This is a genomic window from Sphingobacterium sp. WOUb80 (genome assembly GCF_050058145.1).
Classification (GTDB): domain Bacteria; phylum Bacteroidota; class Bacteroidia; order Sphingobacteriales; family Sphingobacteriaceae; genus Sphingobacterium.
In genome coordinates this window covers 4,737,510-4,758,316 of record NZ_CP165617.1, presented here as the reverse complement: position 1 = coordinate 4,758,316, position 20,807 = coordinate 4,737,510, and the positions used below count along the sequence as shown (strand labels likewise).

The following is a 20,807-nucleotide window of genomic DNA, read 5'->3' as shown; positions in this document are numbered from 1 at the left end:
TCGTTTTATTATTGAATTTTATATTGTTTTTTCCACTTTGGATAGTCCTTTTGGATCAGCTTTTCTGGCCAGTTGCCGAACCAAGCATAGCCGTTTCTGCGTTCCTCTGAAACCTCTTCAAAGTTGTATTTGATTGTATTGTCCCGATCTCCAAACAACGGACGGTTGTCTTCCAGATGATAGAACCGAGCCCAAATCGTGGAAGTACGATCAGCGACAAGCTGCCGTTGGTATTTTCCAGTCAGCCTATCTTGTATACGGTCGAAGCGGTAACCTTCAATATCATGCTGCTCAAACCAATGTATTGCATGTTCGATGGCTTGCTTAATTTCATCCGTTGCAGGCTGCAGCATGAGAAAGCGAACGATGGCAACAGATTCACTTGTGCTTAATGAAGCAGGTTCAAATTTTCTTGCCTGAGCAGGTTTTAAAGTATTCTGATCATATTGCGCTGCCCAAATACTCCTTTTTCCGTCTTGCATGACCTGTGTTTTTAGGATACAGACTATGCCTTTTTCTACTGCTGTTTGCGCTTTTGATACAAATATGGGATTGATAGCCTCAAACCCGTCTTGCTTATTAGCGACTTTGTAAAGCACCAGTAATGCATTGATCATTGCATCATCGTTGTAGGTTATCTCAGCTCTATAGAGTAACTTATTGGGGTAGTATTGTGGAAATCCACCATTCTCATATTGAGCCGATAAAATATATGAAATACCTTTTTCTGCTGCAGTCAAATAAGCCTGATTTTTAGTGCCCTTAAAAGCCTTGATCAATCCAGTTATTTCCCGAGTTGTCGCATTGTTGTCGAGCGTGGCATGATCAATATCTGTTTTCTTGACCTTTTGCAAGAGCTCTTTCGTTAATGGAAGTTTATAATCTACAACACTTTTGTCTACCAACTGTTTGGGCCAGGCTCCATTTGACAACTGGTACTGAAGCATCTTTTCGGCCAATGAATCTTTGGTGGGCACGGCCTGTCCAGTACAGTAATTATGAAACACTGAGACCGCGATGAAACTTAGAATAATTATTTTTCTCATGGTCTCTAGTTGTTAATCTGTTTGAATAACCAGTGCACTAAATCATTCGCTGCAGTAAAGTTCTCATATTCCTTAGGTAGCTTTCTTCCATCGGTATATTCATTATATAACCAGGGGTCGCCAATAGCAAATACGGTACCTTTTCCATATTTTGCGGTAGCAATGATGGTATCTCCATGGTCTTGAATCAATGTTTGGGCCGGTGCGTTTACCTGTAATGTTGAGATTTCCTTGATATATATTTGGCCCGTATTCGGAAATACGGCATTACCCTTTGGAATAGTGATTGCTCCAGTCTGAAAGTCATTTCCTTTCACACGATTGCGGCTATCCTCATTGAATGTGATGCCAAATTTTTGTGTGAGGGTATTGAATTTGGTGATTTCGCAGTTGCCACTATCATTTAAGAAAAGAACGAGTACCCCTCCTTGTTTAACCCATTGCGCAATCTGTTGGGCGTCGGTTTCATTCATAAAATGGGGATGCTCAGTTTCTTTCTCTGTATCGGGGTCTACGATGATGTAGACATTGGATTTTGAGAGATTCTGTATAGTAGGTGCTGTTCTTAATGTGTTTAATTGACCACCATTTTTTTCAAATACCCTACCCAGCAGGGAAAACCCGTTGTTGTCGTCACCATCCCAAAGATAATGGTAAGGTTGAAGTTGCCCCGATGCAGCCTTTTTATATTCGTTGTTGAAATAATTGTCCAATGTGACAGTGCGTCTTTTTTTGCCCTTTTGTTCCTTCGCAAATTCAACTTCGGAAGCTGCAAGGATAAAAGCACCGACTCCTTTGGGATCATTGGTGATAACTGGTTCGCTCATATAATACGCAAAGCTGCCATCACGATAATTTTTTCCACCCAAACCCGAAACTTGAACAGTCTTTGTGAGATTAACACGGTTTTCTCCAGCAGGGGTGATGAATTCCTTTACAAGCCCTTGGTAGCCCCGATCCAGATTTTTCTGAAATGTCGCTGGGATATAACCTTTGCGTAATGATTTTGCCAATGCAAATACAAACATACTTGAGGCCGAAGATTCTAGGTAATTTCCTTTTCTTGTCCCCAGATCCACAATGTCATACCAAACACCGGTTTTGACATCTTGATACTTGACGATTGCCGATAGCGTTCTGTTTAAGATTGCAAGGAGTTCTTGTCTGCGTGGGTGCTCTTCTGGGAAATAGTCCAACACATCGACAAGCGCCATTACATACCAGCCCATACCTCTGGCCCAAAAGTGTGGAGATAAACCTGTTTTGGGGTTTGACCAGCGTTCCTTTCTTGATTCATCCCAACCATGATACAGCAGGCCTGTTTTCGTGTCACGGGCGTTTTTTTCCATGTAGCTAAACTGGTTGGCGATATCGTCAAAAGCGGCAGGAATATCCATTAAGCTAGCATATTCTGCATAGAAAGGCTGTCCCATGTACAAGCCATCTAGCCACATTTGGTAAGGATAAATTTTCTTATGCCAAAATCCACCTTCATGTGTGCGAGGATGTTGTTGAAGCTGTGCATATAATTGGTGGCAAGCCTTTAGATATTTTTCTTTACCGGTTACTTTGTAAAGCGTTAATAGTGCCGTACCATTTTTGATATTGTCTATATTGAAATCGTGTGCATCATAGTTTTTAATCGAATCCGGAATGCTGAGATAAGCATCCATGCGTGACTGCATATAATTAAAATAGGTGGCGTCAGCCGTATTGCGCCATACATCTGTTAGGCCTTCAAAAATAACCCCCATATCGTATGACCATTTCGGAAATTTGTCGGTTCTGTTGAATAGCGAATCTGGATAGAGCTGTTCAAGCACAGTGTTTGCCATCTGCTCAGAAAAAGGCTTTTGCTGGCCAAACCCTGAAAATGGAACAAGTGCTGTAAGGTTTAAAAGAATTAAAAATAACTTTTTCATCACGTTCCTAATTTTTGATCGTTAAGGATTTGTCTGTACTTCCCCCTATAAATTGACTGACCGTCTTTGCAGTCCTTGTGTTGGATTTCGATAGATGGATATGACTGCTTTTCTCACCCGCGACCTCGATATATAGTTCAGGGGCTTCTAATGCTTGGATATTATCTAGATTTATCGCAGTGCTATTGTTGATGGCGATCAGTGGATTATTTTCTGTTGTTTTTAATGTTATATTTTTCAGATTAACCTGAGAAGCTTCAATGATTTCTATACCCTTATTTGCTTCCAATGTTGCATTTTCTATCCAGATATGCTGAATATGCATTTCAGGGAGACCACGTAAGAAAATTCCTTTTGAAGCTCCTTTCGCTACGATATTTTTGATATAGAAGTTTTTGAATTGCGGTGTTTCTTCCGTAACTGGAAGTGTAACTGTTTTTACAGCAGGCCTCTTTTCTCCCGCTAAAGCGACTGGATCTACAGCCGCATAATACATGTCAAATAGAATCGCTTCGCCTGGGATATCAACCATATTGATATTATTGATGAAGATGTTTTCTACCACTCCTCCACGACCTCTTGTCGTTTTAAAACGAAGTCCGATATCAGTCCCGATAAACGAGCAGTCTTCCACCCAAATATTACGGGCACCACCGCTCATTTCGCTCCCAATTACAAACCCACCATGTGCGTGATAAACAACATTATTGCGAACAATGACATTTTCGGTTGGTTTGCCACGCTCACGACCAGCTTTATCACGACCAGACTTTATGCATATGCCATCATCGCCAACATCAAATGTACAATCTTCAATCAGCACATTCTTGCAAGACTCGACATCGACGCCATCGCCATTTTGGCCATACCAGGGGTTACGAACCGAGAGCTTACGTAAGGTCAGATCTTCACATAGTAAAGGGTGTATATTCCATGCCGGAGAGTTTTGTATAGTTATACCTTCCAACAATACTTTTTTACAGTTCGTAAATACCAAAAGATTGGGCCTTAAGAAATCTTTGACATCTTTGAAATCATCGACTTTTGTTCCCGGGCGGATGACCCCCGCTTTCTTTTCTTTTGAACCTTTCAGCGAACTTGCGGAGGGATACCAGACTTCGCTATCCATGTCGACCGTGCCGCCAGATGCAACAAGATTTTTCCATTGCGATGCTGTTAGTTTACTCTTTTTAACCATCCTCCAGGCATCTCCATTACCATCGATAATGCCATTGCCTGTAATTGCTATATTATAAAGGTTCTTGCCTGATATTGGATTTTGATTGCGCCAAGCCGGCTCGCCTTCCCAATTAGATTCAACAAGTTTGTATTGATCAAAGTCCTTTGTGAAAAGCAGGACAGCGTCTCGTTTGAGGTGCAGGTTTACATTGCTTTGCATTTCGATAGGCCCTGTCAACCAAATTCCGGCGGGGATCAGTACTACACCGCCGCCGTGTTCGCTACACTTACGGATGGTTTGGTTGATTGACACCGTATTAAGAAATTGACCGTCACCTTTAGCGCCATAATTGCCGATATTTAATGTATCTTTCTTAAAATCGACTTGTTGTACGATAGGACGAGCAGGCTCTTGGGCCATACACAGCTGTGGTAGCACGAGAAGCAATCCAAGAGCAGATTTCAATGTACGTGAATAGTGCTTTTTAAACGAATTCATTTTTTACATTTTGGTTTAAAAATGGTTATTTGTAAAAGCAATTGTACATTCTTTGCCCCTAACTTGGATGAAAAACTTATGCAATCGTTACCGGTCATTATTTATCGATCAAATGTAAGGTTTGGTACCCAATCCTTGAATACACGTTGAAAATTAAGGCTATCGGTCTCTCGATCTGCCAATAGGCGACTCCATTTGACACGATTTTGTGACACTGAGCCTGCGCCTTTGTTTTTATATTCTGCGAAATAAGCTGTTTTCCCATTAGAATCTTTGTCCCAGTTGTGCCAGCCTTTGTTTTCAATAAGTTTTGGAAAATTGGCCACGACAAAATCATAACTCTTTACTTCTGCAGCAAAAAGAAAGAAAGGAATTAAAAAAAAGGAAAGTATGATCGTCCGCATTCCAAATTGTTTAATTGGTCAATGAAATTACCAATATTAAAGCCTTCCTTAAAGGAAATCCGTCAAAATAAATGCGCAAACGTTATCGGTAACGTTTGCTTCTGATTCGTACCTTGTTCGTACCACGTTCGGGCGTGAAGAGGATCAGTGCCATCTTTGATCAATATATGACCAGACAATTCCTGGTCAGGGTCTGGTCCAGATCTGGTCAGGGTTTGGTCAAGATCTATTGATGAGCCGAAGCTGGTCCGAAGCTGGTCCGAATAACATCCGAAAAAAGCGTCCCTGCACAATGAATATACTTCAGAATGAAATGCATTCTGCTAAGTTAAATTGATTTTAAAAGATGATTATAACACAGAAGAATCATATATTTTTTATACGAGGATTAATTGTATTGCATATAAAAGGCAATTTATCTAAGTTTGTTCAACAAATTTCTCAACATGGATATCCAATCACTCTATCAGATTTATAAACAGTACCCTAATATTACAACGGATACACGTAAAATAGAAAAGGATAGTATATTTTTTGCGCTAAAAGGAGCCAATTTCAATGGCAATGCTTTCGCTGAGAAAGCACTCGAAATGGGGGCTAAATATGTTGTTATTGATGAAGAGGCTTATCAAAAAGGAGAAGCATATATTCTTGTTGATGATGTGCTAAAAACATTGCAGCAACTGGCAAATTACCATAGGCATCAGCTGCATATTCCAATTGTAGGGGTAACAGGGACCAATGGCAAAACGACGACGAAGGAACTCTTGTACGCCGTTGTGTCACAGAAGTACAAGGCATATGCAACAAAAGGAAATCTCAATAATCATATCGGTGTTCCCTTAACATTATTGGCAATCGATGATTCCATTGAGCTGGCAATAATCGAAATGGGGGCGAATCATTTGGAGGAAATTGCTTTTTTATGTGCGATTGCTGAACCGACACATGGCTTGATTTCTAACGTTGGTAAAGCACATCTAGAAGGTTTTGGATCTTTTGAGGGAGTGAAGAAAACCAAAGGCGAACTGTACGATTGGCTGCAAGATCATCAAGGTGTATTATTTTTGCAGGCTGATAATCCACACCTTAAAGAGATGGCTTCTGTTCGCCGGATAACTGATATTGTCACTTATGGTTTTTCGGAAAGTAATGATGTGATTGGAAAGCTTCTTCGGGCAAATCCTCTTTTACAAATTGAATGGCAAAAGAAAGGTGCGGACGAATCTTATGTTGTCGATACCCAGTTAACAGGATCTTATAATACCGAAAACTTTCTTGCAGCAATTGCAGTAGGTCTGCATTTTGGCGTTTCTTCCGCGGCGATCAATCGGGGTATTGAAGGATACACGCCTACCAACAATCGCTCGCAGGTTATGAAAACGGCCCACAATACGCTAATTTGTGATTATTATAATGCCAATGCAACAAGTATGGCCGCTGCACTGGATAATATCCGGATTATTGAAGCGGATAAGAAGGCTATTGTATTGGGGGATATGTTTGAATTGGGAGCCGAATCCTTTGAAGAGCATAAAAAAATTGTTGAAAACGTAAGAGCTATTCCGGCAGATCGTAAGATTTTTGTAGGGAAAGAATTTTTCGCGCATAGGTATGAAGGCGGGGAGTTTTATGAGACAACAGCCGAAGCAAAGGAAAAACTTCAAGAAAAACCGATTACGGATGCGACAGTCTTATTGAAAGCGTCGCGGGGCATGGCTTTTGAAAATCTGGTCGATTTACTATAGTCTTTTTAGCTTTGTGTTATGCACAACTAGGGAATATGTTCGGGGTGCGACCATATTGCGGTCATGGTGCTCCCGCATTGAATGTACTTAAAAAGGTGGACTCAATGTCGACTCACTGTGGACTTACCGTGGTCGCATGGCGAAGATAGTAGGTGTTTACTGTGGCTTTGGTGCCGCTGAATACCAAATTACCCATCAGGCAGATTTGAGTAAAAAGGAAGTGCAAAACAAACAGTTTTGTCATGTAAGGATTAAATAATGAAGAAAATGAGCAAATTCGTTCTGCGGAGAAATGATGCTCATTTGGAAAAACGTACCTTTGTTGCATATAATGGATAAAAGACGTTTTTTTTTAGAAATAGCCTATTTTGGACAGGCATATCATGGTTGGCAAATTCAGAATAATGCAATTTCCGTGCAGGAAGTGCTGAATAAAGCGCTTGAAACCCTGTTGCGGGAGCCCATTGAAACAACTGGAGCTGGCCGTACAGATACGGGTGTTCATGCCAAGCAATTGTATGCGCATTTCGATGCAGCTCCTGTAGGTATTCTACAAAAGGCAGATCGTTTTATTCATTCTCTTAATGCTTTGTTACCCTTTGATGTGGCCGTTAAACGCTTGATTGAAGTTGAGGCTGAGGCGCATGCACGTTTTGATGCTATACAAAGATCGTACGAATATCATCTTCATTTTCATAAAGATCCTTTCATATATCCCTATTCATGTTTTATGCGCGATCGTCCAGATGTAGAAAAGATGAACGAAGCAGCAAAATTTTTATTAGGGAAACAGGATTTTGAATGCTTTAGTAAGTCTCATACGCAGGTGTTTACAAATATTTGCGATATTCGTAGAGCTGAGTGGGTCTGGAATACCGAACAGCACTTGGTCTTTCACATCACAGCGGATCGCTTCTTGCGCAACATGGTTCGTGCCATCGTGGGCACATCGCTGGAAATAGGGTTGAAGGGCAAGCCTGTTTCGTTTATGCAAGAGGTTATTCAAAGCAAAAACCGTGGCAAAGCGGGTGTTTCCGTGCCAGCACATGGATTATATTTAACAGAGGTGGCGTATCCATATATATAGAATTTACCGTGAGTCAAGATAAAATAACAGGCAAAACCTACGATATCAATTTAGTGAAACGCATGAGCCGCTATATGCGTCCGTATCATGTGGCATTTTGGATATCGGTCGTTCTAACGATATTGTTGGCTGCAGTAGCCCCCGCTTTACCTATGCTAATCCAGCATACATTAGATAACTATATCTTAAACTTCGATACCAATGGATTGTCTCTCATGCTGATAGCGATGTTGGCATTGGTCATCCTGCAGACTTTGATCCGTTATTACCACACCTTAATGACAAATACCTTGGGGCAGTCCGTCATCCGTGATATTCGGATCCAGGTATTTAATCACATTGTTCAACTCAGGCTGAAGTATTTTGATCGTACGGCACTGGGAAAATTGATTACACGTACCATCTCTGATTTGGAGACTCTTTCCAATATTTTTTCTGAAGGTTTGATTCAGATTATCGGTGATTTATTGCAATTGGTGGTTATTTTAGTCGTCATGTTTTACTCCGATTGGAAGCTGACATTGATTGTTTTGATCCCTATGCCTTTGATGGTGGCGGCGACCTATGTGTTTAAAGAGGCGATGAAATCTGCTTTTATCGATGTCAGGAAATGGGTTTCCAACTTAAATACCTTTTTACAGGAACATATTACCGGTGTCGGTATTATCCAATATTTTGCGCGCGAAAAGCAGGAAATGGATAAGTTTAAGGAAATTAATGCGCAACATCGAAATGCCCATATTCGGACCAATTGGTACTTTTCTATCTTTTTCCCTGTTTTGGAAATTATCATGGCTATTGCTCTCGGATTATTGGTGTGGTTTGGTTCCAAACAAATTATGGGCGATGTGATATCTCCAGGTGTAGTTGTAGCCTTCATCATGTATATCAATATGATCTTTAGGCCGATTCGGGAACTCATTGACAAATTCAATACACTTCAAATGGGGATGGTTAGTGCCGAACGTATTTTTGAAGTCTTAGATACGGATGAAAAAACGCCTAATTTAGGGACTCTGAAGCCTGCACATATCAAAGGGGAAATTACATTTCGGGATGTTTGGTTTGCTTATAACGAGGAAAACTGGGTTTTAAAAGATGTTAATTTTAAGGTTAACCCAGGGGAGACCTTGGCTTTAGTTGGGGCTACTGGTGCCGGAAAGTCTTCTACGATCAATATTCTAAGCCGTTTTTATGAAATCAATAAAGGTGAGATTTTATTGGATGGCGTTAATATTCGGGAATATGATCTTGATTATTTAAGAAATACAATCGCGACGGTATTGCAGGATGTATTTCTCTTTTCGGATAGTGTCATCAATAATATTACCTTAGGTGATCCTGCAATATCTAGGGAACAGGTCATCGAAGCGGCAAAAGAAGTGGGTGCGCATGACTTTATTATGCGACTACCTGGGGGGTATGATTATGATGTGAAAGAGCGGGGTGCAACCTTATCCGCGGGGCAGGCCCAATTGATTTCTTTTATTCGTGCTTTGGTACACGATCCCCGGATTCTAATTTTGGACGAAGCGACTTCCTCGGTAGATACCGAAACGGAAGAAATGATCCAGCATGCTATTGATAACCTCATGAAAGGAAGAACATCGATTGTTATTGCCCACCGCTTGTCCACCATTCAGAAGGCGGACAAGATTATTGTGTTGGATAAAGGCGAAATTAAGGAAATTGGAACGCATCAGGAATTACTATCTTTTGATGGCTATTATAAGAAACTATACGATTTGCAATTTCATTCCGCGGGGATTTAATTAAGCGATTATACTCTCTTTGGGGATAGTTTCTTCGTCTTCGATACGAGTATTTGCTTTAATTTCTGAACCTCTGCCTACTAGAACGTTTGCTCCGATTGAGACATTTGGTCCGATGTTTACAAAATCTTCAATTATGGTATTGCTTTCGATCACTGCCGAACCTGCAATAATACAGTGGTTGCCAATCTGCACATCAGGAGCGATGGAAGCACCAGGGAGAATAATGGTGCCTTCACCAATCTCGGCTCTTTTTGATACGTAGGCTTTGGGATGGATCAGGGTCTGGTAATTCCAGTCTGTGTTTTCCGAAACAATTCTTTGGCGAAGACCTGGGTTCTTGACTGCGATAAAGAAATCTTCCTCCGTGTCTTTAACCTGATGGTGAAGTTGAACTTCATAATCGAATACATCTTCAATGAGCAGCGATTTGTCAATAAGACCGCCAATTTCAATCGCTAAATCTTCTGCTACATCTACCGCAGTTTTAGCGTGAGCGGTTGCGCCGTATATATATAACATGGTGTTTTTTTTGGCAAAGATAAAGCTTTCTAAAAAGAAGCTGTTTGGTAGGATGTAAAAAAATACAACAAAATGTAAGGTTTGATTGTTTTGCTGTTTAATGAGCTGTAAGGTTGATTGTTTTTTCGGTCGCAATTATATTGCATATAAAAATCAATTTATCTAAGTTTGTTGGTATACAAAAATTAAACTATGATTCAACGTATCCAAACTGTTTATTTGCTGATAGCAGGATTAGTCATATTTGGCTTGTTTCTATTTCCCTATGTTAATTATAGCGATTTAGTTGGTTTAGGGAAGAATGTGAAGGTGACCGGTGTGTATAGTGTTGCTGCAGGCCAGCCGGTACACGAGGGTGGATTTGGTTATATTCTTCAGACTGTAGCCACCGTATTATTAGGAGGACTTCCCCTATTCACGATATTTAAATTTAAAAAACGTAAAGTTCAGCTTTTGCTTATTTGGGTAGAGGTTGTTGCAATTATCTTATTTGCAATATGGCTATACTCTTCTGCAAGTACTCATCTCGCTACGGTGAGCCAATTTTTGGGTGCTGGGAATATCGGTGTCGGATTCTTTTTGTTGCCTATCTCGATTATTTTCTGTGCGCTAGCCATGGGAGGAGTGCGTAAAGATGAAAAGTTGATCCGGTCTGCCGATCGATTGCGGGCATAATTTTGAAATAATAATACAATAATAGTTAAAGCCACGAAGACCGTGGCTTTTTTAAATATAATATGATATGAACGTTTTTTTTAGATATGTTGTTGTCTTGATGTTCTTCCTTGGTGGTGGGTTTGTAAAGGCTCAGTCGGCAGATTCATTGCTGGTGGTTGACGATATTCAATTCGATGTAAAGGAATTTCACGTAGATGAGCCTAAGAATGAATTGGTGATCAATTTGTTTGCTATATCTTATAGTACCGATCCTCGGGAATATAAAATGAATACCTTCTCTACACAAGTGTTGGATCAGAAGAAACAGTCCCATTTTTTTTCAACGATTCAGATGGGAAATGTTTTGGTTAAATTTGCAGATAAACAGAATTATCTGCACTATTTGCTAGAAGAAGATAAGCCTGTGGATATACAGGTTGTAGTAAAGGATTGGAAGCAAGCGGATAAGCCGGCAATGATTAAACTTGTATTCGAGAGTAGTACGGAAGAGGGCGAATTTCTGGAAGTGTCAATTCCATTAAAGAAATAAATAATTTGTGGTTAAGACAAAAAAGGTCGTTGGAATTATTGCTCCAACGACCTTTTTTGATTTATAGCTATTATCGATTATATCGGATCTGTTGTTTGTCCATCATTCCCATCTGATCTTTCATCATTTTGATCTGATCAGCTAATAATTTATTCTTATCTGCTTTTTTTGCTTCTTGAAGAAGTTTCTCCGCTTCACGTTTATTGCGCTTTGCCATTGCTACGCCTGCTAGGCTTAATTTTGCCAGAGCGATGTTGTGGTCCATGTGTAAACCCAATGCCAATGCTTTCTTGAAATATTTTTCAGATTGCATAGGAGCACGTTGCGATTCGATCAGTCCGATCAGCATGTTGTAGTAACCGTGTTGCTGTGGGATCAATTGTTTTTCGTAGTTCGTGATTTTGCCCAGCCATTTTTCAGCTGCGGCCATATTTTGTTTGCGCATATACCATTGCGCAATCAGCATATATTCATGAAAAAATACAGTGACAAAACCTAAGATCGTGATCAAGATACCTAAGATTCCCCATCCCCAATTTCCAGTCCAGAATAAGGCAACTGTTCCGATAAGCAATGCACTGCAAATAATGATTCTAACGAGATTTGACATAAATCTTTGTTTAAAATATTTGTATTCAATTTAATTCTGCAAATATCCGTTAATTTCACCGTTTAAGCAAAGGTTCAAGTGGTTATTTTGTAAAAATGTGTTTTTCCGAAAGTAGAACGCGTTCGTACAAGGGACTGTTCTCCTGATTTTCTTTTTGTACACTTTGTCTTTATACCCAACTTTATCTATGTTTGAATTATGGAAAAACAATACGATGATTCTTGGGCTCCTGTGTTAAAGCCTTTGTTCGGTCAGCCTTATATGAAACAGCTGTCTACTTTTGTACAGGAAGAGCGACAACAGACGAAAGTGTTTCCGCCGGCAGATCTGGTGATGAACGCTTTTAAGCTGACACCGTTGGATCAGGTCAAAGTAGTCATCCTAGGGCAGGATCCTTACCACAATGATGGGCAGGCACACGGTCTGTCATTCTCTGTGCCGGAAGGGATTGCACTGCCACCATCTTTGAAAAATATTTTTAAGGAGTTACAAGACGATATCCCCGGGTTTGTCGAGCCGCGTTCTGGTGATTTGACCTTCTGGGCCAAACAGGGGGTGTTGTTGCTAAACGCAACATTGACTGTACGGGCGCATTTGGCAGGTTCGCATCAGAAAAGAGGTTGGGAGATTTTTACGGACAGCATTATTCATGCGATTTCGGAGCGTTGCGAGCACGTGGTGTTTCTATTGTGGGGAAGTTATGCTCAAAAGAAAAGTGTGCTCATTAATGCAAATAAACATCTTATTCTAACGGCAGTTCATCCTTCGCCGCTGTCTGTCTATCGTGGTTTCTTTGGTAGTAAGCATTTTTCACGGACAAACCAATATTTAATAGCTCATGGTAAAACGCCAATTGATTGGCGCTTGGTTTAAATTTTGTGTGGAGTTTTTCTGTTCAGAATCTGAATGGGTAAATATCATTGCCGGTGATCGTCACATGGAGTAAAACGTCCAAGAGCGAGATTCCGGTAATGATATTTTTGATTGGGCTTAATATTCTAAAGGAATAATTGGCTCTTTTTTGCTGGTTGACATAATCATCATCGTTTGGAATGTCTTTACAAAGGGGATCTTGGCGATTTTTTCCATGATGACACCTTCATAAGCTTTGATATCTTTTACGTAAACCTTGAGGATGAAATCACAATTACCTGTGACGTGGTGGCATTCTGTTACCTCAGGTATCATTTTGACAGCGGCAACAAACTCAGGGATAGCGTTATGTGTATGAAAGTCAAGTGAGATCTGGATGAATGATTTGATTCCAAGTCCCAGTTTTTCCTCGTCAACAAAAGCATGGTAACTTTTGATAAAGCCTGAGTTTTCCAGTTTTCGTACGCGTTCTAAAGTCGGTGCGGGAGATAGTCCTATACTAGATGCAAGCTGCAAATTAGTTATACGACCATTCTCTTGTAATAGTTTAAGAATTTTTAAATCTGTTTTATCCGGTGCAAAGGGCATATCTTAAGTCTTAATAATCAATAGTATTTGTAAATATACAAAATTATATTTGGAAATTTAAAAATATACAAAATTATTGATGATTAATAGATTTTAACTATATTTAAATTTCATTATTATAGTTTTAATCGATGTAAAATCATTTGACTGTCATAATCGATTGAAATGTGCTCATTTTAATGAAATGGAGTGATAAATGTCATTTTTTTATTAAAAATGCCTTCGTAAGGTGCTATTAAATGCTGTTTTATTGGCTTTGAAATTGTAACTTTGCAGTTCGATAGGTGCGGAGGTGAAGCCCTCCCAAATTAGTTAAACCGTGAGAGCGCAATATGAGTACTAAAGACGACGATTTGTTAAAAGAGCTGGAGCTCGAAGAATATAAATACGGGTTCACGACAGATATCGAAATGGAAATTGCAGCCAAAGGCCTTACTGAGGATACGGTTCGTTTTATTTCGGCAAAAAAGAATGAACCTGAATGGCTATTGGAATGGAGATTGAAAGCTTTTCGTCATTTCTTGACGTTAAAAATGCCTACTTGGCAGAATTTTAAGGCTCCTGAAATTGATTTTCAAGAGATTTCTTACTACGCGGCCCCAAAAGCAAAACCACAGCTTAATTCGATGGATGAGGTTGACCCTGAGTTGATCGCTACCTTTGAAAAATTGGGTATTCCATTGGATGAGCAAAAAGTATTGGCGGGAGTTGTAGCGGTAGATGCTGTCTTTGACTCGGTCTCTGTCAAAACAACGTTTCGCGAGAAGTTAAAAGAACAAGGAGTTATTTTCTGTTCATTTGGTGAGGCCGTGCAAGAGCATCCTGACTTGGTGAAGAAATATTTGGGTACAGTGGTTCCACAGACAGATAACATTTATGCAGCATTAAATTCTGCAGTGTTTTCGGATGGATCCTTTGTTTACGTTCCAAAAGGCGTTAGATGTCCAATGGAATTGTCGACCTATTTCCGTATTAATGCGCAGAATACCGGGCAATTCGAACGCACGTTGATCATTGCTGATGAGGGGGCTTATGTTTCTTATTTGGAGGGATGTACTGCGCCTATGCGTGATGAAAACCAGTTACATGCTGCAGTGGTTGAATTGATTGCTGAACGCGATGCTGATATTAAATATTCTACCGTTCAAAACTGGTACCCTGGTGATAAAGATGGGAAAGGTGGGATATATAACTTTGTAACGAAGCGTGGAATCTGTAAGGGCGATAACAGTAAAATCTCCTGGACACAGGTAGAAACGGGCTCTGCAATTACATGGAAATACCCGGGTGTGATTTTAAAGGGTGATAACTCTATTGGCGAGTTTTACTCTGTAGCCATGACGCGTAATCATCAGGTAGCTGATACAGGAACGAAGATGGTTCATTTGGGTAAAAACACGAAATCTAAAATTATTTCTAAAGGTATCTCTGCCGGTAAGAGCCATAACAGTTATAGAGGTTTAGTGAAAATCGGTCCAAATGCCGACAACTCACGTAACTTTACGCAATGTGACTCCTTATTGATCGGTGATAAATGTGGGGCACATACATTCCCTTATATCGAAAATAGAAATAAGACAGCCAAATTAGAACATGAGGCGACTACTTCCAAAATCGGTGAGGACCAAGTGTTCTATTTGAATCAACGTGGTATAGATTCTGAGAAAGCTGTTGGTTTAATTGTCAACGGTTATGCAAAAGAAGTATTAAATCAATTGCCAATGGAGTTTGCTGTAGAAGCTCAAAAATTATTGGCAATTTCATTAGAAGGTTCAGTAGGATAGATAAAAAATCATTGGGAATGTAGTTTAAGACGCTACATTACACCATACTCAATACGAATAAAATGTTAAGCATTAAAAATTTACATGCGTCTGTAGAAGACAAACAAATATTAAAAGGGTTAAACCTAGAAGTAAAAGCTGGAGAAGTTCATGCGATTATGGGACCGAATGGTGCTGGTAAAAGTACATTGGGTAATGTATTGGCAGGACGTGAATCATATGAAGTAAGCGAAGGTTCTGCATTATTGGACGGTGTAGATTTATTGGATCTTTCCCCTGAGGACCGCGCACGTGAAGGGCTGTTTTTGGCTTTTCAATATCCTGTGGAGATTCCGGGCGTATCGAATATCAATTTCTTGAAAACTGCTGTAAATGATATTCGTGAGTATAAAGGCCTTCCGCCAATGGAAGCGAAGGAATTTTTACAAATGGTAAAAGACAAGCAAAAACTGGTTGAGTTTTCAGCTAATTTGGCTAACCGTTCTTTAAATGAAGGATTCTCCGGTGGTGAGAAAAAGCGTAACGAAATTTTTCAACTGGCGATGTTGAACCCGAAATTATCTATTTTGGATGAGACAGATTCTGGTTTGGATATCGATGCACTTCGTATCGTTGCCAATGGTGTGAATGAATTACGTTCTAAAGACAATGCTTTTATTGTTATTACACACTACCAACGTTTGTTGGATTATATCGTTCCAGATTTTGTTCACGTATTGTACAATGGCCGTATCGTGAAATCGGGACCTAAAGAATTAGCTTTGGAGCTTGAAGAAAAAGGATACGATTGGTTAAAAGAATATGATACACAAAACGCCTAATCTTTTATCTGAGTAAATAGGATTGGAAGAGAATTTTGGCGATTTGATTAAAAAATAACATGAGTACATTAGTTTCAGAATCATTACTTCAACAAGTGTTGGGAGCTTTCAAAGAGCAAGGCGTTTCAGACGAACCTTCGTTTTTCGTGGAAGCCCGCCAACTTGCATTCGAGCGTTTCGAAGCAGCAGGCTTTCCCACCGTTAAGAATGAAGAATGGAAATATACAAACATCCACAGTATTATCAATAAGCCTTATGCGCTTGATGTCGATGTGGATATCGAAGGCTTAGACTTTAGTGCAGGTGAGATTCCTCAGTTGGATGCCTACCGCATTATCTTGGTGAATGGTCAGTATGTATTAGCAGTAAGTGAATTAGAAAATGTGAAGGGACTGTCGGTTATTCCAATGGATGAAGCTGCTTCAGAGCCGGCATTTGAGGCCCATTTTGCTAAATATGCGGATAAGTCAGACAATATTATGGTCGCATTGAATACGGCTGCTTTTACCAATGGTGTTTTTATCCATTTGAAAAAGGGAGTTGTACTTGATAAACCAATACAGATTATTCATGTCGCTACAGGGAAAGAGGATTTCTTTGCACAAACACGTAATTTGATTGTTGTCGAGCCAAATGCAGAGCTTGAATTGATCGAAAGTTTTATCACTGCAGAAGGTACCGCAAATAATGTACACAATAAGGTTTCTGAGATTATCGTCAAAGAGAACGCTAAAGTACAACATTATTATTTGCAGCTCGCAGAATCTGTAAGCCGTTACTTTAATCATACAGAGGTATACCAAGAAAAATATAGCCTTTACAATAATTACAACTGTAATTTTCCTGGCGCTTCGTTTATCCGTAACAATATCAATGTTCGCCTGGATGCAGAGCATGTGGAAAGCCATTTATATGGAATCAACTTAACGGCTGCTGATCAATTGGTTGATAATCATACCATCGTAGACCACCTTAAGCCACATTGTGAGTCTTACGAATGGTATAAAAATATTACACAGGACAAGTCCGTAGCGGTTTTCAATGGAAAAATCTTTGTGCGCGAGGATGCTCAAAAAACGAATGCTTTTCAACAGAACAATAATATGTTGATGTCTGACAATTCGGCGGTCTATACCAAACCGCAATTGGAGATTTTTGCGGATGACGTAAAATGTTCCCACGGATGTACCATCGGTCAGTTTGATAATGAAGCCCTATTTTATTTGAGAGCAAGAGGAATTGGTGAAGAATCTGCCCGTATCCTGTTGGTACACGCATTTGCATTTGACGTAACTACACGTTTCTCTAATGAAGTTGTTCGCAAATATGTTGAAGAGCTTGTAGAAGAAAGCCTAAGAACAAATTAAATCCATATTGGATTATATAGCTTTTTAAATATGGCGTTTATCGATGAGGTAAACGCCATATTTTTTACATCAACAATAGGGATTCACCGGATATTTTGTAGGTTTGTAATACGATGTACAAATCTCTATATACAACTTACGCTTATAAACCTTGGGTTTTATAGCGTGCTCGCTTTTTTCTAGTCAAGTTTGTCTATTTAAATAACTGGAGTTTTTCCTGATATCGGGTATTTATTTTTCTATATTACCTTCGGTTTCATGTTTATATTCTTTTTATTGAATAGCGCTGTTTTGCGAACTTTATAATAATGTGCTGGTTGTTCATAGCCAGTTGCAGGTTGTATTTAATTAAAATTTCATGGAAAAGAATAACTGGTTTCGTACCTATAGTTATATATGGATAGGACAATTTATTTCCCTGTTGTCCAGTTCTGCTGTCAATTTTTCAATTATGATATGGTTGAGTTTGACACATAAATCTGCGGAGGTATTGGCTTTTGCCGCTATTGCAGGTTTACTGCCCCAAGCAATTATTGGCCCTTTTGCGGGAGTATTTATTGATCGCTGGAATAGAAAGAAAGTGATGATCTTTGCAGACGGTTTTATTGCACTTTGTACACTGGGAATGACATTTGTATTGAAAAGTGACGGTACCAATATGTTTCTCATCTATTTATTGATGGCCTGCCGATCCATTGGATCAGCATTCCATACACCAGCAATGCAAGCTATCGCACCGCTTTTGGTGCCTGAGGACAAGCTGTTGCGGGTATCGGGGATAAACCAGATGCTCCAGTCGGTAAGCAGCATCGCCGGACCGGCCTTGGGTACCTTGGCAATTACTTATTTTCCCATTGCACGTGTTTTGTACCTAGACGTTGTGGGGGCTGTTGTGGCCATTGCTTCTTTGTTTTTTGTGACGATTCCGCATCTGCCAAAATCTGGTAACAAGCCTTCCATCCCTGTGGTCTTAAAGGAACTTAAAGAAGGGATGAACGCTATTTATCAAAATAAAGGCCTGGGGATTCTCTTTTTATATGCTATGGTAGCAACATTTTGTATTATGCCAGTTGCCATTATGTTTCCTTTGCTGACTATCGGTCATTACGGAGGAGGGAAATGGGAAATGAGTGTGATTGAAATTATCTGGGGCGTCGGGATGCTGGTTGGCGGAAGCTTTTTGGGGCTGGCAAAGGTATCAGTTTCGAAAGTCGTACTGGTCAATAGCATGCATATTGCCTTGGGAGTTACCTTTGCGATATCCGGCTGGTTTCCCTCAAGTTGGTTTATTCCATTTGTTATTATGACGGGAATCGGTGGAGTCTCAATGTCTATTTTCTCGGCATCTTTTATGGCGATTATCCAGGAGCAAGTGTCTGCAGAGATGTTGGGACGGGTATTTTCGCTCTATTTTAGCCTAGCAATTTTACCAAGTATGATAGGTCTTCTTTTTACAGGGTTTATTGCAGATGCTATCGGTGTTGCTACAGCTTTTATTATAGCAGGATTTATTGTGGTACTCGTCGGATTGCTGTCTTTTTTCAATGGGTCCATTATGGCACTGGAAAGAAAGAAAACATGATCTTGATTTAAAAAGAAAAAGCTTCCAAATTTTGGAAGCTTTTTTTGAGCGAAAGACGAGATTCGAACTCGCGACCCCAACCTTGGCAAGGTTGTGCTCTACCAACTGAGCTACTTTCGCGTTGATGCTACAAAAGTAAGGCATTTATTCGTATTCTGCAAGAGAAAAAGCAAAAAATGTTAACTTAAATTGATCGCATCAACACAATTAATACCGTCTATAGCCGCTGAAATGATACCTCCAGCATACCCTGCACCTTCACCACAAGGGTAAAGTCCTTTGACCTGAGGGTGTTGTAAATCTTCTTTATTTCTAGGGATCCGAATCGGTGAAGATGTACGTGACTCTACACCAACTAAAATGGCTTCATTGGTATAGTAGCCTTTCATCTTTTTGCCAAAGATGGGCAATGCACCGCGTAATGCATCGTGAACAAAAGCAGGTAGTACTTCAGTGAGATCTGCAGAGGCCGTTCCCGGTTTGTACGAGTTTTCTGGCAGATCCATAGACACACGTCCTTCGACAAAGTCGACCATGCGTTGCGCCGGAGCAACGAGTTTTCCGCCACCTACGGCAAAGGCCGTTCGCTCGATCTCTTTCTGAAAATTAAGCAATGCAAATGGATCCTTATGTGCGTTGGCAACGTCCTCGAGGTTAATCTGAATAACGGTGCCTGAATTGGCGTGCGGATTGTTTCGTTTGGATGGAGACCATCCGTTGACAACGATTTCATCTAAATCAGTTGCACAGGGAGCAATGACGCCGCCTGGGCACATGCAGAATGAAAATACCCCACGGTCATTCACCTGTTCAACCAAACTATAATATGCAGGCGGCAAATGCTCGCTTCTAATCTGGCAGTGGTATTGAGCCTGATCAATAATTGCCTGTGGGTGCTCAATACGCACGCCCAAAGCAAATGCCTTGGCTTCGATCAGCCAATTATTGCGATGAAAAAGCTCGAAAATATCCCGCGCAGAATGTCCTGTCGCTACAATGACATGATTTGCCTTAATCTCTTCGCCATTGGCTAATTTGACACCGCGCACTTGACCGAAGGATTCTAAAATGTCATCGACACGTTGGTCAAAATGAAACTCACCTCCAAATTCAAGAACGCTTTCGCGCATGGCTTCAATAATATGCGGCAACTTATTTGTACCAATATGTGGGCGCGCATTGACCAGGATATCTGTCGTAGCACCGTGGGAGACAAAAAGTTTGAGTACTTTATCGACATCACCTCTTTTGTTGGAACGTGTATATAGTTTCCCGTCGGAGTACGTTCCGGCCCCACCTTCACCAAAACAGTAGTTTGACTCAGGGTTTACGATGCCTTCCCGGTTCAGCTTAGCTAGATCGCGTCTACGGTCTTGGACCTTTTTACCGCGTTCGATTACAATTGGTTTGAGCCCACGTTCAATACAGCGTATTGCTGCAAACAGGCCGGCAGGGCCCGCGCCAATAATAATAACAGGTTTTCCGTCTTTAACGGACTTAAAATTATTTTCGTAAATTTCTGGAACAGGAAGTTCGTCAATGTAGTAAATAACCCGAGCTCGATAGACAACCTGTTTACTACGCGCATCAATGGAACGTTTACGGATTTTATAACCTTTGACTTGTCGAGGTTGGACTTTCAGGGCTTTGATCCCTTGCTGTAGAATATACTGATCGTCCTCAATTCTTTCTGGAAGTATTGCAATTTCAATTTCTTTTTGCATAGTATGAGGGCTGGGTTTTTATCCCAAAACCGAGACAAAGTTAATGAATATTGGTTATTTGGAGATTTGGAA

General features: G+C 40.2%; 19 protein-coding genes and 1 tRNA gene. 11 read left to right on the top strand and 9 right to left on the bottom strand.

Features of this window, described 5'->3' with window-relative positions; genetic code table 11:
• Positions 1 to 8: 8 nt before the first annotated feature.
• The 4 genes from pelA to AB1Z56_RS19730 all read right to left on the bottom strand — a co-directional run bounded on the left by pelA (position 9) and on the right by AB1Z56_RS19730 (position 5,050).
• On the bottom strand, positions 9 to 1,046 hold the full coding sequence (pelA, locus tag AB1Z56_RS19745) for a pectate lyase (RefSeq protein WP_426789934.1): 1,038 nt from the start codon (positions 1,044 to 1,046) through the stop codon (positions 9 to 11).
• 5 nt (positions 1,047 to 1,051) lie between these two features.
• A complete protein-coding gene (locus tag AB1Z56_RS19740; protein ID WP_426789933.1) occupies positions 1,052 to 2,968 on the bottom strand; it encodes a glycoside hydrolase family 88 protein in 1,917 nt (638 codons plus the stop codon).
• Between the two features lie 7 nt (positions 2,969 to 2,975).
• Positions 2,976 to 4,646: a glycoside hydrolase family 28 protein gene (locus AB1Z56_RS19735; protein ID WP_309365325.1), complete on the bottom strand. Its 1,671-nt coding sequence runs from the start codon at positions 4,644 to 4,646 to the stop codon at positions 2,976 to 2,978.
• 101 nt (positions 4,647 to 4,747) lie between these two features.
• Positions 4,748 to 5,050, bottom strand: a complete 303-nt coding sequence (locus AB1Z56_RS19730; protein WP_426789932.1) for a pectinesterase family protein — start codon at positions 5,048 to 5,050, stop codon at positions 4,748 to 4,750.
• A gap of 446 nt (positions 5,051 to 5,496) precedes the next feature.
• On the opposite strand from AB1Z56_RS19730, the gene AB1Z56_RS19725 reads away from it, so the two are divergent.
• The 4 genes from AB1Z56_RS19725 to AB1Z56_RS19710 all read left to right on the top strand — a co-directional run bounded on the left by AB1Z56_RS19725 (position 5,497) and on the right by AB1Z56_RS19710 (position 9,657).
• Positions 5,497 to 6,798 carry a UDP-N-acetylmuramoyl-tripeptide--D-alanyl-D-alanine ligase gene (locus tag AB1Z56_RS19725; protein ID WP_426789931.1) on the top strand — a complete coding sequence of 434 codons (1,302 nt, stop codon included), beginning with the start codon at positions 5,497 to 5,499 and terminating at the stop codon, positions 6,796 to 6,798.
• 136 nt (positions 6,799 to 6,934) lie between these two features.
• Complete coding sequence (locus AB1Z56_RS19720; protein WP_293957265.1) at positions 6,935 to 7,057, top strand: hypothetical protein; 123 nt, start codon at positions 6,935 to 6,937, stop codon at positions 7,055 to 7,057.
• 72 nt (positions 7,058 to 7,129) lie between these two features.
• Positions 7,130 to 7,885 (top strand): tRNA pseudouridine(38-40) synthase TruA, encoded by a 756-nt coding sequence (gene truA / locus AB1Z56_RS19715; protein ID WP_309365333.1) that lies wholly within the window; start codon positions 7,130 to 7,132, stop codon positions 7,883 to 7,885.
• Between the two features lie 8 nt (positions 7,886 to 7,893).
• The gene (locus tag AB1Z56_RS19710) at positions 7,894 to 9,657 is read left to right on the top strand and encodes an ABC transporter ATP-binding protein (RefSeq protein ID WP_309365335.1); all 1,764 of its coding nucleotides are present in this window, start codon (positions 7,894 to 7,896) and stop codon (positions 9,655 to 9,657) included.
• On the opposite strand, the gene AB1Z56_RS19705 is transcribed toward AB1Z56_RS19710, so the two are convergent.
• Positions 9,658 to 10,314: a hypothetical protein gene (locus AB1Z56_RS19705; RefSeq protein ID WP_309365336.1), complete on the bottom strand. Its 657-nt coding sequence runs from the start codon at positions 10,312 to 10,314 to the stop codon at positions 9,658 to 9,660.
• Positions 10,315 to 10,371: 57 nt separating this feature from the next.
• Between AB1Z56_RS19705 and AB1Z56_RS19700 the strand changes: the two genes are divergently transcribed.
• Together AB1Z56_RS19700 and AB1Z56_RS19695 are read left to right on the top strand one after the other, a co-directional pair.
• Positions 10,372 to 10,854 (top strand): DUF4293 domain-containing protein, encoded by a 483-nt coding sequence (locus AB1Z56_RS19700; RefSeq protein WP_309365338.1) that lies wholly within the window; start codon positions 10,372 to 10,374, stop codon positions 10,852 to 10,854.
• 67 nt (positions 10,855 to 10,921) lie between these two features.
• Positions 10,922 to 11,386, top strand: a complete 465-nt coding sequence (locus tag AB1Z56_RS19695) for a hypothetical protein (RefSeq protein ID WP_309365340.1) — start codon at positions 10,922 to 10,924, stop codon at positions 11,384 to 11,386.
• A 70-nt stretch (positions 11,387 to 11,456) separates the two neighbouring features.
• On the opposite strand, the gene AB1Z56_RS19690 is transcribed toward AB1Z56_RS19695, so the two are convergent.
• Complete coding sequence (locus tag AB1Z56_RS19690; protein WP_293900520.1) at positions 11,457 to 11,996, bottom strand: DUF2892 domain-containing protein; 540 nt, start codon at positions 11,994 to 11,996, stop codon at positions 11,457 to 11,459.
• A 198-nt stretch (positions 11,997 to 12,194) separates the two neighbouring features.
• Between AB1Z56_RS19690 and ung the strand changes: the two genes are divergently transcribed.
• Positions 12,195 to 12,869, top strand: a complete 675-nt coding sequence (ung, locus tag AB1Z56_RS19685) for a uracil-DNA glycosylase (RefSeq protein WP_309365341.1) — start codon at positions 12,195 to 12,197, stop codon at positions 12,867 to 12,869.
• A gap of 117 nt (positions 12,870 to 12,986) precedes the next feature.
• On the opposite strand, the gene AB1Z56_RS19680 is transcribed toward ung, so the two are convergent.
• Complete coding sequence (locus tag AB1Z56_RS19680) at positions 12,987 to 13,457, bottom strand: Lrp/AsnC family transcriptional regulator (RefSeq protein WP_028071042.1); 471 nt, start codon at positions 13,455 to 13,457, stop codon at positions 12,987 to 12,989.
• A gap of 332 nt (positions 13,458 to 13,789) precedes the next feature.
• On the opposite strand from AB1Z56_RS19680, the gene sufB reads away from it, so the two are divergent.
• From sufB to AB1Z56_RS19660, 4 genes are all read left to right on the top strand, one after another.
• Complete coding sequence (gene sufB, locus AB1Z56_RS19675) at positions 13,790 to 15,241, top strand: Fe-S cluster assembly protein SufB (protein ID WP_309365344.1); 1,452 nt, start codon at positions 13,790 to 13,792, stop codon at positions 15,239 to 15,241.
• A 62-nt stretch (positions 15,242 to 15,303) separates the two neighbouring features.
• A complete protein-coding gene (gene sufC, locus AB1Z56_RS19670; RefSeq protein WP_104383566.1) occupies positions 15,304 to 16,062 on the top strand; it encodes a Fe-S cluster assembly ATPase SufC in 759 nt (252 codons plus the stop codon).
• A 59-nt stretch (positions 16,063 to 16,121) separates the two neighbouring features.
• The gene (gene sufD, locus AB1Z56_RS19665; RefSeq protein ID WP_313269346.1) at positions 16,122 to 17,429 is read left to right on the top strand and encodes a Fe-S cluster assembly protein SufD; all 1,308 of its coding nucleotides are present in this window, start codon (positions 16,122 to 16,124) and stop codon (positions 17,427 to 17,429) included.
• Between the two features lie 358 nt (positions 17,430 to 17,787).
• Positions 17,788 to 19,011 (top strand): MFS transporter, encoded by a 1,224-nt coding sequence (locus tag AB1Z56_RS19660; RefSeq protein ID WP_426789930.1) that lies wholly within the window; start codon positions 17,788 to 17,790, stop codon positions 19,009 to 19,011.
• A 47-nt stretch (positions 19,012 to 19,058) separates the two neighbouring features.
• Here AB1Z56_RS19660 and AB1Z56_RS19655 read toward each other — a convergent pair.
• Both AB1Z56_RS19655 and AB1Z56_RS19650 read right to left on the bottom strand, forming a co-directional pair.
• Positions 19,059 to 19,131, bottom strand: a tRNA-Gly gene (locus tag AB1Z56_RS19655).
• 59 nt (positions 19,132 to 19,190) lie between these two features.
• The gene (locus AB1Z56_RS19650; RefSeq protein WP_426789929.1) at positions 19,191 to 20,735 is read right to left on the bottom strand and encodes an FAD-dependent protein; all 1,545 of its coding nucleotides are present in this window, start codon (positions 20,733 to 20,735) and stop codon (positions 19,191 to 19,193) included.
• Between the last annotated feature and the right edge of the window lie 72 nt (positions 20,736 to 20,807).